General features: G+C 60.5%; 12 protein-coding genes. 8 read left to right on the top strand and 4 right to left on the bottom strand.

All coding sequences use genetic code 11. The annotated features are described in order from the left end of the window. Nucleotides 1–1,106: retention module-containing protein (locus BMY45_RS26650; RefSeq protein WP_143071709.1), on the bottom strand; the 1,106-nt coding region annotated here is incomplete at its 3' end. Nucleotides 1,107–1,464: 358 nt separating this feature from the next. Here BMY45_RS26650 and BMY45_RS26645 point away from each other — a divergent pair. From BMY45_RS26645 to BMY45_RS26635, 3 genes are read left to right on the top strand one after another with little or no spacing between them, the layout of a single operon-like run. Beyond that, nucleotides 1,465–2,814: a TolC family outer membrane protein gene (locus BMY45_RS26645; protein WP_092403345.1), complete on the top strand. Its 1,350-nt coding sequence runs from the start codon at nt 1,465–1,467 to the stop codon at nt 2,812–2,814. Nucleotides 2,815–2,852: 38 nt separating this feature from the next. Then, nucleotides 2,853–5,009, top strand: coding sequence for a type I secretion system permease/ATPase (locus BMY45_RS26640; RefSeq protein ID WP_092403343.1), 2,157 nt, complete (start codon nt 2,853–2,855; stop codon nt 5,007–5,009). Next, entirely contained in the window at nt 4,999–6,366 is a 1,368-nt protein-coding gene (locus tag BMY45_RS26635; protein ID WP_092403341.1) for an HlyD family type I secretion periplasmic adaptor subunit, read from the top strand. Before BMY45_RS26640 ends, BMY45_RS26635 begins: the two co-directional genes overlap by 11 nt. Nucleotides 6,367–6,428: 62 nt before the next feature. Here the strand turns inward: BMY45_RS26635 and BMY45_RS26630 are convergent, their stop codons facing one another. Further along, nucleotides 6,429–7,118, bottom strand: a complete 690-nt coding sequence (locus BMY45_RS26630; RefSeq protein WP_092403339.1) for an NYN domain-containing protein — start codon at nt 7,116–7,118, stop codon at nt 6,429–6,431. 464 nt (nt 7,119–7,582) lie between these two features. Between BMY45_RS26630 and BMY45_RS26625 the strand changes: the two genes are divergently transcribed. The 4 genes from BMY45_RS26625 to BMY45_RS26610 are packed head-to-tail and all read left to right on the top strand — an operon-like array spanning nt 7,583 to nt 12,277. Continuing rightward, nucleotides 7,583–8,362 (top strand): efflux RND transporter periplasmic adaptor subunit, encoded by a 780-nt coding sequence (locus BMY45_RS26625; protein ID WP_092403337.1) that lies wholly within the window; start codon nt 7,583–7,585, stop codon nt 8,360–8,362. Then, nucleotides 8,359–9,678, top strand: a complete 1,320-nt coding sequence (locus tag BMY45_RS26620; RefSeq protein WP_092403335.1) for an efflux RND transporter periplasmic adaptor subunit — start codon at nt 8,359–8,361, stop codon at nt 9,676–9,678. The genes BMY45_RS26625 and BMY45_RS26620 overlap by 4 nt, the downstream gene beginning before the upstream one ends. A gap of 1 nt (nt 9,679) precedes the next feature. Beyond that, nucleotides 9,680–11,776 carry a site-2 protease family protein gene (locus BMY45_RS26615; RefSeq protein ID WP_092403333.1) on the top strand — a complete coding sequence of 699 codons (2,097 nt, stop codon included), beginning with the start codon at nt 9,680–9,682 and terminating at the stop codon, nt 11,774–11,776. Between the two features lie 9 nt (nt 11,777–11,785). Next, nucleotides 11,786–12,277: a GNAT family N-acetyltransferase gene (locus tag BMY45_RS26610; RefSeq protein ID WP_092403331.1), complete on the top strand. Its 492-nt coding sequence runs from the start codon at nt 11,786–11,788 to the stop codon at nt 12,275–12,277. Between the two features lie 157 nt (nt 12,278–12,434). Here the strand turns inward: BMY45_RS26610 and BMY45_RS26605 are convergent, their stop codons facing one another. Together BMY45_RS26605 and BMY45_RS26600 are read right to left on the bottom strand one after the other, a co-directional pair. Beyond that, nucleotides 12,435–12,746, bottom strand: coding sequence for a DUF6916 family protein (locus BMY45_RS26605; protein ID WP_092403329.1), 312 nt, complete (start codon nt 12,744–12,746; stop codon nt 12,435–12,437). A gap of 46 nt (nt 12,747–12,792) precedes the next feature. Next, nucleotides 12,793–13,380: a phage tail protein gene (locus BMY45_RS26600; protein ID WP_092403327.1), complete on the bottom strand. Its 588-nt coding sequence runs from the start codon at nt 13,378–13,380 to the stop codon at nt 12,793–12,795. Nucleotides 13,381–13,629: 249 nt separating this feature from the next. Here BMY45_RS26600 and BMY45_RS26595 point away from each other — a divergent pair, with 249 nt between their 5' ends. Beyond that, on the top strand, nt 13,630–14,475 hold the full coding sequence (locus BMY45_RS26595; RefSeq protein ID WP_092403325.1) for a sulfotransferase family protein: 846 nt from the start codon (nt 13,630–13,632) through the stop codon (nt 14,473–14,475). The last annotated feature ends 32 nt before the right edge of the window (nt 14,476–14,507 follow it).

Genomic DNA, 14,507 nt, shown 5'->3' with positions numbered 1-14,507 from the left:
ATCGTTGTCACGGCAGGCGTGGTGCTCGGCACCAGGTTTTCAAAGTTGCCGCCGGTTGCGCCGGTAATGGTGGTGCTGACGGTGCTGCCGTTGTTGTAGACGTCGTTGGCCGGGGTGTCGACGTTGACGGTGCCGGTGGTTTGCCCGGCGGCGATGGTGATGACCGAGCCGTTGCTCAAGGTCACGGTCACCGGCGTCTGGGCCGGGTTGGTCAGGGTGGCGGTGTAGGTGATCTGGCCGCCTTCGGTCACCGTGTTGCCTGCCGTCAGCGTGACGGTGGTGGTGTCAACGGTGTCGGTGATCTGGGTGACTGCCGGTGTGGTGGGCAAGGTCACGGCAATGCCGGTGCCGCCGGTAGTGCCGGTGACGGTGACGCTGATCTGGCTAGCGTCGTTATAGACGGTGTCGTTCGGCGCCAGGGGAACGTTGACGCTACCGGTCAGTTGCCCGGCGGGAATCACGATCACTGCGCCGTTGGATAAGGTCACGATCAGGTTGGTCTGAGGCGCCTGGGTGACGGTCGCGGTGTAGACCAGCACGCCGCCGGCCTCGGTCAAGGTTGGGGTGGCGCTCAGAGTCAGCGTCGAATCAAGCACCGCGTTGGCAGTGGTATCGGCGTCGGTGTCGCCGCCGGTGATGTCGTCGTCAGCGGCCGCGGCTGCGCTCAAGCCCTCAGTCGGGAACCCGATGGTCGGGTCGACGCTGCCAGCGGTGGCATCCAGCATCACAACGCTGTGGCCGCCACCGGCGGCCCCGCCCGTACCAGCAGCAGTGGCGCCAGCGGCGGTGGCTTCAAGGGCGGTCGTCGGGTCGACGCCGGCGGCAATGGCCTGCTGCAGTTCTTCTACCGACGGCGCAGCCTGGACAGTGGCCTGGGCGAGATCGGTGGAGGAGTCCGGGGCACTGGCGCTCCACTGGGTGTCGCGCCCCAGGTCCAGCGTGCGCCCATCGGCCAGCTCCAATGTAACGGCGCCAGCAGCGCCGGTGTCCAATTGATCGCCTGTAGACAGGCGGTCACCTTCAATGAGCACACGCCGGATGCCTTCGGGGGATACGACGAAAACCTGACCAACAATGCTTTTGACGACGGCAATAACACTGCTCATTGAAGACTCTCCGGGTGCCACGTTCAGTAGACTTCCATGTACCGGACAGCCTGGGGCTGCGCCGGTCTGGACGCTCTTGCTTCGCTAAATAAGGTTGTTTTGACGCTTTGTTGTGTCAATATTTTGGCTTGTTTTTTGGTTTATTTTGTTTATGCCAAACTATTGACCTTCTGCCGGCCATCCTAAACAATCGCTTCAGTAATGTCACATTGATATTTAAGCGGCGACCTGTTCTTTCGGTGCATGATTCACTGCCTGTTTCGAACTTTCCGACATACGGTCATCCCGGTTGCCATCATCCGATGCAGCGCCACCTTTCGCTGTGATTCAAGACAAGAGTTTCGGGAATAATCCAACCATGCGTTTGCACGTGTTCAAGGCTTTACCTTTCGCCCTCGCCGCCAGTTTCGTACAAGCACAAACCTTGCCGCAGGCTATGCAACAGGCGCTGGATGTCCATCCTGAGATTCAGGCTGGTGTGAACAGCCGACTGGCGGCGGACTACCAGCTCAAGGCCGCTAAAGGCGGCTACCTGCCTAGAGTGGACCTTGCAGCGGGGTACGGTCGCGAAGGTACTGACAGTGTGACGACCCGCTCGGGCAGCAATAACCATTGGGAAACCTTGAACCGTAGCGAGTCCAGCCTGCGCCTGACGCAAATGGTTTTTGACGGTTTTGCGACGTCCAGCGAAGTGGGGCGTCAACAAGCCACCGTCAATGCCCGTGCCTACTCATTGCTGGATGCCTCCGAGCGCACCGGGTTGACCGTGGCCCAGGTTTATCTCGATGTGCTGACCCGACGCGAGTTCGTGCGCCTGGCCGAGGAAAACCTCAAGAGTCACGAGCGCATCTTCGATCAAATCAAGCTGCGCACCGACCGTGGCGTGGGCAGCGGCGCCGATCTGGATCAGGCTGAGGCGCGCATGGCCCAGGCCCGTAACAACCTGATCACCGAGCAGACCAACCTGGCCGATGCAGAGACCAACTACCTCAGCGCCGTGGGTCAGATGCCCGATCAACTGGAACGCCCCGCCGACTTTCTGGCACTGCTGCCGGCCAATCTGACTGAAGCTCGTGCCCAGATGCTGGAAAACAGCCCGGTGTTGCGTTCGGCCGAAGCAGACATCGCGGCTGCCGAGCAACAGTACGAAGCCGCCAAGTCGAGCTTCTACCCACGCTTCGACGCCGAGTTGGGCCGTACCGCCGACAACGATCTGGATGGTCAGAACGGTCACAACAACGAATGGCAAGCCATGCTGCGCATGCGTTTCAACCTGTACGCCGGTGGTAGCAACAAGGCGGATCTGGAATCCAAGTCGTATTTGTCGAACCAGGCCTTGGACATCCGCAACAATGCCCTGCGTCAACTGACTGAAGAGTTGGGCTTGGCCTGGAACGCCCTCAACAACGCCAATGCCCAAGTGCCGATTGCCCAGCAGTACGTCGATCACAGCGCCAACGTACGCACCGCCTACCAGCGGCAGTTCGGCCTCGGCGAGCGGACCCTGCTCGACTTGCTCGACAGTGAAAACGAGCTGTTCAGCGCCTCCCGCCGCCTGGCGGAGATCAAGAACGTGCAGTTGTTCAGCCAATATCGGATCAAGGCAACCATGGGGCAGTTGCTCAAAAGTCAGGGGGTTGTCGCGCCGTTGGCATCCGTTGTGCAGAATGACGTCAAGCCCAGGGTCCAGTTGCCTGGGATGAATTGAGTCATCCATCCCGTTTCGATCAGCAAAGAGTGCCCAGCGTGGAATCAGAAGTCAGTCGAGTCGAACTCATCCATGATCCGCGCACGCTGCATGACGACCCGTTGCTGGACGGCTTGCTGGCGCTTTGCATGCTCCATCAGAAGCCGGCCAGCGCGGCGATGCTCACCACCGGCCTGCCGTTGCCCAAGCAACGATTGAGCGTCGAATTATTGTCGCGAGCGGCGGCGCGTGCCGGTCTGCAAGGCCGGGTGCTGCAACGCCGGCTCGAGCAGATACCGACCATCGCCATGCCGGCCCTGCTGTTGCTCAAGGATGGTCGCAGCGCGGTGTTGCTCGGCTGGGTCGGCGATGACCAGGCGCGTTTGCTGCTCAGCGAAAGCGACGGCGGTGAAGTGACGGTCAGCCGTGAACTGCTGGCCGACGACTACAGCGGCAAAGTGTTCTTCGCTCAACCGCAACACAAATTCGACGTGAACCACGGCACGCTCATTCCTCGGGCGCGTTCGTGGTTCCGCGACACTCTCAAGCGGTCGCGCTGGCTGTACGCCGACGCCATCGCCGCCAGCTTGCTGATCAACATTATTGCCATGGCGGCGCCGCTGTTCGTGATGAACGTTTACGATCGCGTGGTGCCGAACCAAGCCGAGTCCACCCTGTGGGTGCTGGCGATCGGTATTACCGGCGCCTATGTGTTCGACCTGATCCTCAAGATGCTTCGCAGCCTGTGCCTGGACCTGGCCGGCAAGAAAACCGACCTGATCATTTCGGCGACGCTGTTCGAGCGCATCGTTGGCATGGCCATGAAGTATCGCCCGGCACGGGTGGGCAGCTTTGCCCAGAACATCCATGAATTCCAAAGCCTGCGGGACTTTCTCGCCTCGCTGACCCTTACCAGCCTGATCGATCTGCCGTTCACCTTGCTGATCTTCATGGTCATCGCGATCCTCGGTGGGCATCTGGTGTGGATTCCGGTGCTGGCCTTTCCGATTGCCCTGCTGATCGGCTACGCCTTGCAAAAGCCCCTGGTGGCGACCATGGAGCGAACCATGGCCCTGGGCGCCGAGCGTCAATCGAGCCTGATCGAAACCCTGGCCGGTCTGGATGCGGTGAAGGTCAACAACGCCGAGAGTGAGCGCCAGTATCAGTGGGAACAAACCATCGGCACGCTCAGCCGCCTCGAGCTGCGGGTGAAGATGCTGTCCGGCCTGGCGATGAACATCACCTTGCTGATCCAGCAGTTGGCCGGGGTGATCATGATTGTCTTCGGCGTCTATCAGATCATCGACGGCAACCTGAGCATGGGTGGATTGATCGCCTGCTACATGCTCAGTGGCCGCGCCCTCAGCCCATTGGCGTCGCTGTCGGGTCTGTTGACTCGCTATCAGCAGGCGCGGGTGACCATGGTGTCGGTCGATCAGATGATGGAGCTGCCCCAGGAGCGCAATTTCGAAGAGCGTCCGTTGAGCCGTAAGGTCTTGCAGGGTGCCATTGAATGCCGTCAGTTGAATTTCACCTACCCGAACCAGCAGAACGCTGCGCTGAAGAACATCAACCTGGTGATCAAGCCGGGGGAAAAGATCGGCATCATTGGCCGTAGCGGCTCGGGCAAGAGCTCCCTGGCCAAGTTGCTGGTGGGCCTGTATCAGCCGGACGACGGTGCACTGCTGGTCGATGGCGTGGACATCCGCCAGATCGACGTCAGCGAGTTGCGCTACAACATCGGATATGTGCCACAGGATATCCAGCTACTGGCCGGCACCCTGCGGGACAACCTGACCTCCGGCGCCCGTTACGTCGAGGACGAACTGGTGCTCCAGGCCGCCGAACTGGCCGGTGTGCATGAGTTCGCGCGGCTGCATCCGCAAGGTTATGAACTGCAAGTGGGCGAGCGCGGGCAGAACCTGTCCGGCGGGCAGCGACAGAACGTCGCCCTGGCCCGTGCGCTGCTGCTCAACCCGCCGATCCTGCTATTGGATGAACCCACCAGCGCCATGGACAACACCGGCGAGGAGCGCTTGAAACAGCGCCTGGCCGCTGTGGTGGAAAACAAGACGGTGCTGCTGGTGACGCACCGGGCATCCTTGTTGTCGCTGGTGGACCGCCTGTTGGTGATCGACCGCGGGCAGATCCTCGCCGACGGCCCGAAAGCCGCGGTGATGGAAGCGTTGAAGAAGGGGCAGATCAGTGTTGCTTAAGTCGGGTTTGAAAAGTGCCGTGGGCCGTTATTTCAAGGGCTCGGACTCGCTGCATGGCCAGCCTCTGCCTGAGGTCAACAAAGCCCTGATCGAAGACGCCCCGCGGGTGGTGCGGCTGACGATCTGGGGGATCATCGGCTTCTTTGTCTTCCTGTTGCTGTGGGCCAACTTCGCGCAGGTCGACGAAGTGACCAAGGGCGACGGCAAGGCGATTCCGTCGTCCAAGATCCAGAAGATCCAGAACCTGGAAGGCGGGATCGTTGCCGAGCTGTTTGTCAGCGAAGGGCAGATCGTCGAGGCCGGCGCGCCGTTGATTCGCCTGGATGACACGCGGTTTGTCTCCAATGTGGGGGAAACCGAAGCTGATCGCTTGTCCATGTTATTGCGGGTCGAACGTTTGAGTGCCGAGGTCGATGATCGGCCGCTGAACTTCCCCGACGACGTGCTCAAGGCCGTACCGCGTCAGGCTGCCAGCGAGGAGTCGCTGTACATCAGCCGCCGCCAACAGCTGCACGATGAAATCGGCGGGCTGCAGGAGCAGTTGATTCAGCGTCAGCAGGAACTGCGCGAATTTGTTTCCAAGCAGTCGCAATATCGCTCGGCCCTTTCACTGCAGCGCCAGGAGATCAACATGTCCGAGCCGCTGGTAGCTCAAGGCGCGGTGTCGCCGGTGGAAGTGCTGCGGCTCAAGCGGGCTGAAGTCGAAACCCGTGGACAACTGGACGCCACGACTCTGGCGATTCCCCGCGCTGAATCGGCGATCAAGGAAGTGCAGCGCAAGATCGATGAGACGCGCGGCAAGTTCCGCAGCGAAGCCCTGACCCAACTCAATGAGGCGCGTACCGACCTGAACAAGGCTCAGGCCACCGGCAAGGCTTTGGAGGATCGGGTAAGCCGTACACTGGTCACCTCGCCGGTGCGGGGTATCGTCAACAAGTTGCTGGTGAACACCATCGGTGGGGTCATCCAGCCCGGCAGCGACCTGGTGGAAATCGTACCTCTGGACGACACGCTTCTGGTGGAAGCGAAAATCCGTCCCCAGGACATCGCCTTCCTGCACCCCGGTCAGGACGCCACGGTGAAATTCACCGCGTACGACTACACCATCTACGGTGGATTGAAAGCCAAGCTGGAACAGATCGGTGCCGACACCATCACCGATGAAGACAAGAAAACCACCTATTACATCATCAAGCTGCGCACCGAACGCAGTCACCTGGGCACCGCTGAAAAGCCCCTGTTGATCATTCCGGGCATGGTGGCCTCGGTGGACATCATCACCGGCAAGAAAACCGTGCTCAGCTACCTGCTCAAGCCCATCATCAAGGCCCGGGCCGAGGCGTTGCACGAGCGGTAATTGAACCAATCCTGTCACGAGCTTGCTTGCGGTGGCCGGCTTTCTTCAAGGTGGTGTCCATATCACCAGTAATCCGGCTTGATGGCAGGGGCCTTGTGAGTGGGCACTCGGTCAGGGAACTGGTGGGACTGGAGCTCGTCGCAGGTGACAACGCGACGGGTCCAGTGAGCGTATTGCTTTAAAGAGCCCGGAGATGGACGATTTAGCTCGGCACGGTGGGGAAGGACGACGCCGATGGTTATTTCGGGAAAATCCTCCCGGACGGCCCTTAAGGCAGGAGTCATGTCGGTGTCGCTGGATACAAGTACTATCTGTTCCAAGCACTCATTGTCGTTCAGCTTCGTTTGCCTGGCAGCGGTTCGGTACATGCTGATTGCTATATGGACATCCGTTTCTTTTTCCTCCAGCTTCCAGATGTCGACTTTGTCCTTGCGAGAGGCTTTCGTCTTCCTATCAATGAAGCGAGGGGCTTTGGCAGGTTCAAGTTGATGATGACCGTAATGGACGCGGATATTGGTCGTTTTCAGCGCGCGGATGTAGGTGTCCTGCGCTTCCTTTGATACTCGACCTCGGGTAGCCAGCAGAGGTTTGACCGATGAAGTGAAGTAATCAACTGAAGCAAGTGTGCTACGTGGATTTTCTATGTGTGCGATATGTGCCAACAGGCTTCGCAAATCCAGCCATTTGTAAGGCGTATCCGCCAATAGTCCGTAAAAGACATTGTAGCCATCAACAAAAAATGCAGTCCGCACGAATTTATTCCCCAGAAACGAAAAAACCGGCCTAAGCCGGTTTTTTCACCCCAACAGCCAGAGAACTGAATCTCTGCGTACGGGGTTGAGTAGGGTCATCCTAAGTTGAGCGTGTCATGACGTCAACCGGGGCCTGGATCACCCTCATTACCGGCGAATCAGTTTCGAAGGTACGCATGGTAGAAGGGCAAGCCCTTTTTCATTTTATCTGTTGGCGTTTGTTGCGGAATAGAAGCGTCCTTTTGATATCGAAAAAGATCCATCACTCAAAACCGGTTGGAAGGAATGTAAAAATCCCATTTCTCTGTAGGATTTGATACCCGTTCAAATCTGCAAAGAACCCGGCTGGTTTTTGACTCCATTCTGGTCTTTTTGAAACAACATATTTCTACCCATCACGGCTACTCCCTTGACGCCCCCCACCGCTGTCGTAGACTCCGCCCATCCGTCAGGGAGTAGCGGTTATGCGGCGTTCAGCTAGTTGGGTTTGGGGGTTGGTCTTTGTAACGTGCTGGGTGCAGGCGCAAACGCCTGCTTCCGATGATCCGCTGCTCGAGAGCGGCATCAGGGCCAGTGCACCGAGCGGCAATGAGGCGCGCGGGGTGCTTCGGGCACGGGATCAGGCGGTGCTTGCCAGTGAGTTGGCCGGGCGAATTGTCGAGTTGCCGTTCAGTGAGGGGGAGTCTTTCAAGCAGGGCGATACCCTGGCGCGTTTCGATTGTTCAGCGTACCAGGCTCAGCTCAATGCAGCTCGGGCTGCGAGCCGTGGTGCCAGTGAAGAACTGGCCCATAACAAGCAATTGGCAGCGTTGAAATCGGTCGGGCGTTTCGAAGTGGCGCGCGCCGAGGCCAGGCTTAGCGAGGCGCAGGCGCAGTCCCAGGTTTATCAGGTCCAGGTCAAGCGCTGCAGCGTGATCGCGCCGTTCGATGGGCAGGTGGTGGCGCGCGAGGTCCAGCGCTATGAAAGCGTGGCCGCCGGCGCGCCGTTGCTGGACGTGGTCGACAACCGCACTCTTGAAATCCATCTGCTGGTGCCTTCGCGCTGGATGGGCAGGCTCAAGCCGGGCCAGTCCTTTACCTTTGTCCCCGATGAAACTGGCCAGCCGCTGCAAGCGACGGTCAAACGCCTTGGCGCGCGCATCGACGAGGGCAGCCAGACTTTGCTGCTGGTGGCGACGCTGCCCGACGCCAAGGGTCTGTTGTCCGGTATGAGCGGTACGGCGCGTTTCGCGGAGTTCAAGTGAACGCGCCGATCACGGGCAGCGCCGAACAGGTATTTGCCCGATTTCTTGACCTGGAACGCCAGACGCGGGCCGCGCGTACCCCGGTGCAACTGAGCTACAGCCTGGTCAATGATGGTCAGGCCCTGTTCGGGTTTCGCCATGCCGCGCTGTTGATCGCTGGCAAGGTCCAGGCGGTGACAGGTGTCAGTGCGGTGGAGCCGAACGCACCGTTTGTGGCGTTTGTCGAGCAGGCGGTGGCGCAGTTGTTCAAACAGGGCGTACTGAATCAGGCTCGGGTGATTGCCGCTGATGGGGTGAGCTTCGCCATTCAGGCGGACTGGCGAAGCCTGTCGGCGGGGCAGGTGTTCTGGCTGCCGTTGATCGATCATCAGGGACAGGTATTCGGCGGTTTGTGGCTGGCCCGTGACCTGCCATGGGCCCCCTCTGAACAAGTGCTGCTGTCGCAACTGGGCGACACCTACAGTCATGCCTGGCTGGCGCTGCAACCGCGCAAGCCGTGGCGCTTGCGTTGGACCCGCAAGCGTCAGGTCGCCTTGGCGGCGGTGCTGCTGCTGGGCTTGCTGGTTCCTGTCCGTCAGTCGGTATTGGCTCCGGCCGAAGTCGTGCCGCTGGGCGGGCAGGTAGTGGCGGCACCGCTGGACGGCGTGATCGCCGAGTTTCTGGTCAAACCCAACCAGAGCGTCAAGAGCGGTGACTTGCTGTTGCGCTTCGAAAGCACCAGTCTCAAGGCCCAGGCCGATGTGGCCGAGCGCGTGTTGGGCGTGGCCGAGGCGGAGCTCAAGGCCAACTCTCAGCGCTCGTTTGCCGATGCCGAGTCGAGTTCGAAGATCGATCTGTTGGCTGCTCGCGTCGAGCAGAAACGCGCCGAACACGACTATGCAATCGAGTTGCTCAAGCGCAGTGAAGTGCGCGCCGAACGAGACGGTATTGCGGTATTTGCCGATGCAGAACGTTGGCTCGGCAAGCCGGTGCAGACGGGTGAGCGGTTGATGGAAATCGCTGATCCGAATCAGGCCGAATTGCGTATTGAGCTGGCGGTGGGCGACGCGATTGACCTGGCCCCTGGTGCCCAGGTGGCGTTGTTCCTCGACAGTGATCCGTTGCAGCGACACCTGGCCAGGCTCGAACGTTCGGCCTACGAGGCGCAACCCACTGCTGCCGGGCAACTGGCGTATCGCCTGGACGCGCGTTTCGATGACGCGGCGCCGCGCATCGGTCTGCGGGGCACGGCAAAAATTTTCGGCGATCGCGCCCCGCTGGCGCTGTACCTGTTGCGGCGCCCCCTGGCCGGCTTGCGCCAGAGCGTGGGTCTGTAGCATGGAACTGCCGAGCCTGCGGCCAGACCTGCAATTGTCCCCGGCGGCCCCGGACCCGGACGGCTCCCCTCAATGGACCTTGGCCGATCCGGTACGCGGGCGCTATTTCAAGCTGGGTGCGGCGGCGATGCGCATGCTGCGGCACTGGTCCCTCGGTGACCCGGAGCAGGTGTTGCAGGCCGCGAACCGTGAGCCGGGCCTACCGCTCAATGGTGAGTCGCTGGAGCAATTGCTGGGCTTTTTGCGAGGTCACGATCTGATCAGCGCCATGGACCCGCAACAGCGCGACAGCTATCAGTTCAAAACGGCCGCCCAGCGTCAGAGCCTGTGGCAGATCCTGCTGCACCAGTATCTGTTTTTTCGCATTCCGTTGTGGCGCCCGGATGCTTTTCTCAACCGCGCCTGGCCTTTTCTCGCCCGGTTCGGGCCCGCCATCCTGCGTTATGGCATGCCGCTGACCCTGGGCGTGGGTATTTTTCTGGTGTCGCGGGACTGGCAGCGCTTCGTGGCGACTTTTCCGCACCTGTTCAGCCTGGGTGGCGCGCTGGCGTTCGGAGTGGCGTTGTTCTTCGCCAAGTTATGCCACGAGTTCGGTCATGCTTTCATGGCCAAGCGCGCCGGTTGCCGTGTGCAGAGCATGGGCGTGGCATTCATGGTGCTGTTGCCGATGTTTTATACCGACGTCAGCGACGCCTGGCGGATCAATGATCGTCGTGCCCGGCTGCTGATCGGCGCCGGTGGAGTGTTGGCCGAATTGTTGCTGGCGTGCATCGCCTTGCTGGCCTGGTCGCTGTTGCCCGACGGACCAGCCCGCACCGCCGCGTTCATGTTGGCCAGCGCCACCTGGATCACCACGTTGATCATCAACCTGAATCCCTTCATGCGCTTCGACGGTTATTTTCTGCTCAGTGATTTCTGGGCCGTGGATAACCTTCAGGGGCGAGCGTTTGCATTGTGCCGCTGGCGCTTGCGCGAAGCCTTGTTCGGCTATGGCGCGGCGGCTCCGGAACCCTGGACACCGAAAATGCGTCGGCGCCTGCTGGTATGGGGATACGGCGCCTGGTTATGGCGCGCGGCGTTGTTTCTCGGTATTGCCCTGGCGGTCTATCACTTGTTCTTCAAGGTGTTGGGCATTTTCCTGATGTTGGTGGAATTGGTGTGGTTCATTTTTATGCCCATCGTGAACGAATGGCGGCAGTGGTGGAGCCGGCGCGAGCAGGCCCATGGTCCGCGAGTGCTGCTCAGTGGCCTGGTGTTACTGGCGTTGGCGTTGGTGCTGCTGTTGCCCTGGCGCAGCGCCGTCGAGGTGCCGGTCATGCTTGAGGCCGGTCGTGCCAGCGCCTTGCATGCGCCGGTGGCGGCGCGGATCAAACAGGTGAATGTGCATGACGGCCAGACCGTGGCCCAGGGCGAGGTGTTGATCGAGCTGGAGTCGCCGGACATGGCCTCGCGCCTGGCGATTGTGCGTCGGGAAATCGAGATCCAGCAGCTGCAGATGCGTCGCCAGGCTGGGCGCAGCGAAACCGCCGCCGATGCCGGGATCGTCGAACAACAACTGGCCGAAGCGGTGGCTGAATACCGTGGCCTGGCCGCCCAGCGCGAGCGCCTGCTGTTACGCGCGCCCCATGCCGGACAGGTGCGCGATCTATTGCCGCAGTTGTCGGTGGGGCGCTGGTTGTCACCCACCCAGCCGCTGGCGCGGGTGGTACAGGCTGACTCCCGGTTACGCGGCTACCTGACCGAGGCCGAGCTTTGGCGGGTCGAGCCCGGGGCCACGGGGCGGTTCATCGCGGACGATCCAATGCACGCCTCGATTGCTGTGCAATTGAACGAGATCGATACCAATGGCGTGGCCTGGGTCGAGCAACAGGCGTTGACGTCCGATCATCACGGGCCGATTGCGGTGCGCCGTGACTCGCAACAACGCGCCGAGCCGGTGCAGGCGCAATATGGCGTGCGTTTGAGTGCAATGGATGACACACCTGCTCCGGCTCAACCGCTGCGTGGCGTAGTGGTGTTGCAGGGGCACGGTGAATCGGTGCTGGGAGCGACCTGGCGTCGGCTGGCGGCGTTGGGTGTACGGGAAAGCGGGTTCTAAGGAGCAGGCATGGAGTCAGTCGCGGCAGAGGGTCTGGTAGTGCGGCCATCGCGGGTCAATGATGGCCCGTTTTTGCAAAGTCTTTATCAGGCGGCGCGAGCGGATCTGCAATGGATCGACGGCGAGCCGGAGCAGGTGCAGCAGGTGATCGCGCAGCAGTTCCAGGTGCAGGAGCAAGGCATGGGAGAGCACTTTCCTAATGCCATGCATTACGTCGTGGAAAAGCTCGGCACAGCTATCGGTGCGTTGAGCGCTGATTTTGGCCCCAATGAGATTCGCGTGCTGTACCTGGCCTTCATCCCCCAGGCGCGCGGACAGGGGTACGGTCGGGCGGTGTTGCAAGGGGTGCAAAAAGCCGCGCAACAAATCCGCTGTCCGGTGGCGACCGTCGTCTGGGCCAGCAACCCCCACGCCCGCCAGCACTACCTGGCGCTGGGTTTCGAAGTGCAAGAGCGCAACCCGGCGGCAGAGCGCTTGGTTTGGTATCCGAAAGGAAGCTGAGCAATTCTTGCAGGTCTATGAACCCTTGTGGGAGCAGACTTGCTCGCGAAGGCGGCTGACCAGTAACAAATCAGCCAACTGACACACCGCCTTCGCGAGCAAGTCCGCTCCCACAGTAGACCTCTAAGAACACAGGTTGGTACTCGCTTCTCTGCCGCTAGTTGAACGCGATATAGAAATACCCCACCGTCGAATCGCGTCCCATCGGCGGGATTCGCGACACAAACACCCCTTCGAGTCTTCCCAGCTCTGGCACCTCCAGCCCACAGAGCCCGTCCACGAAGTCCGTGCCATGCAGGCTGTTGAATTCCACGCTGAACGGCATGCGCTCGGCGCTCGGCATCTTCGCCCGAGGTGCTTGCTCGAGGGTTTCGAACCTTACGGGCAGGGTACTTCCGTCGGGTAGGGTCAAGCTGCTGGTCTGGCCCAGCAGCGCTTGGAAATGGTGGCTATGAACCTGTAGCAGCATATCGACACTCCAGCAGGCCGGAGGGCCGCAGCCCTCCGGCACGCTATCAGTTACGGGACGGGAAGATGCCTTGCAGGGCAATGCTGAAGTTGATTGCCAGGAACGGGTTCATGATCTCCATTGGCTGCCCGTTGCCTGCGGGGGAAACCGTGCCGCTGACGGTAGTGGTCACCCCCTGCAGCGACACGGGTGAGGCGCCAATCTGGTCTGAATAAATAGCGGCCGAGCCCGGCCCGGTACCCGAGGTGCCGATGAACGAGTTGGTTGCCGTTGGCGTATTCACCGGATTGCTGGCCGGGTTCGCCAGTTGCAGGGTGGTCGCAGCCGTGATGCCCGTGAGGGCATGAGTGTGCGCGGGCAGGTTGGCCTGCGTCGCGGTGACGCTTTCAGTGCCGGAAACCGTGCCGATGTCCCGCGGGCTCAGGCCTATGCCGGTGCCCATACCCATGGGCAAGCGACCTTGCAGGTTGGGCAGCATAAAGGTGGTCTGGCCGTTGCCTCCGTAGGTCACGCCGATCAGGGCAAACAAGGTCTGATATTGAGAAAGGGCCAGTGTTTGCCCGTTGCACAGTGCCCAATCTCTGGGCGCGAAGTCAAAGGCGAACGACTGGATAGTGCCGATGAATACTTCCATAGAATCCTCATCCATCAGGTTATTGGTATGGCGGCTGGTCACGCACGGCTGAGCGTAGACGCGGTTGTTTCATCCTGCCGGGAGAAAAGCACGGAAAAATCCTGCCGTTTGGCTTAATCGATTCAGGTCAAGAAAGCGTTCATACCGTCCATCTTTTTTACAGCTATCGAGGGGATTGATGGCAAAGTAGTACTAGGCGGCAATTATTTCATCGGCTACGCTTCGCGATACAAAGGGACTACAAACAAGGTGAAGGGATTGTCGCAGTTTCACTTTATTTCCGGTTTACCGCGCTCGGGCTCAACCCTGCTCTCTGCCATTTTGCTGCAAAACCCGCGCTTTCATGCCGGCATGACCAGTCCCGTCGGATCGCTGTTCAGCAGCGTCCTGCAGCAATGCAGCGCCGGCAGCGAGTTTGGTTCGGTGATTGACACCGACCTGCGCCGCCGCCTGTTGCGCGGGCTGTTCGACTCCTACTACGCCGACAAGGCCGACAAACCTGTCATCTTCGATACAAATCGCCAATGGTGCGCGCGGTTGCCTGCGCTGCATGACCTGTTCCCCCAAGCCAAGATCATCGCCTGCGTGCGTAACGTCGCCTGGGTACTGGACAGCCTTGAGCGGCTTTACCGGGCCAATCCGTTCGAGAACACCAAGCTGTTCAATGACGATGATGAGCGCAACACCGTCTACAGCCGCTGCGAAACCCTTGCCCAGCGCAACCGCCTGGTGGGATTTGCCTGGACGGCGCTCAAAGAGGCGTATTACGGCGAAAACGCCGAGTCCATGTTGATCGTCGACTACGACCTGTTGAGCCAGGCCCCGGAGCGGGTGATGCGGCTGGTGTACGAGTTCATCGGTGAGCCGTGGTTCGAGCACGATTTCAATCACTTGACCTACGACGCACCGGCCTTCGACCAGGCGCTGGGCGTTGCCGGCCTGCACAAGGTCAAGCCCAAGGTGGCGCTGCAAACCCGGCGTACCCTGCTGCCACCGGATCTGTTTGAGAAGTATGCCGAGTTGTCGTTCTGGCGCGATGGGTCCGCAAGCGCCGCCAATGTCATTCGTATGAAAACCGACGCCGCGGTCAGCTGACTCGCGGTTTTTTTCATTTGCGTGTTTAAAAA

The sequence above is a fragment of the Pseudomonas sp. NFACC39-1 genome, assembly GCF_900110355.1.
Classification (GTDB): domain Bacteria; phylum Pseudomonadota; class Gammaproteobacteria; order Pseudomonadales; family Pseudomonadaceae; genus Aquipseudomonas; species Aquipseudomonas tehranensis.
This window is presented reverse-complemented; position numbering and strand designations above follow the sequence as displayed.

Bases quoted from the DNA above. Each gene is read 5' to 3' on its own strand.
- BMY45_RS26615 (WP_092403333.1), top strand. From the start codon at position 9,680: ATGGAACTGCCGAGCCTGCGGCCAGACCTGCAATTGTCCCCGGCGGCC.
- BMY45_RS26625 (WP_092403337.1), top strand. From the start codon at position 7,583: ATGCGGCGTTCAGCTAGTTGGGTTTGGGGGTTGGTCTTTGTAACGTGC.
- BMY45_RS26645 (WP_092403345.1), top strand. From the start codon at position 1,465: ATGCGTTTGCACGTGTTCAAGGCTTTACCTTTCGCCCTCGCCGCCAGT.
- BMY45_RS26610 (WP_092403331.1), top strand. From the start codon at position 11,786: ATGGAGTCAGTCGCGGCAGAGGGTCTGGTAGTGCGGCCATCGCGGGTC.
- BMY45_RS26605 (WP_092403329.1), bottom strand. From the start codon at position 12,746: ATGCTGCTACAGGTTCATAGCCACCATTTCCAAGCGCTGCTGGGCCAG.
- BMY45_RS26600 (WP_092403327.1), bottom strand. From the start codon at position 13,380: ATGGAAGTATTCATCGGCACTATCCAGTCGTTCGCCTTTGACTTCGCG.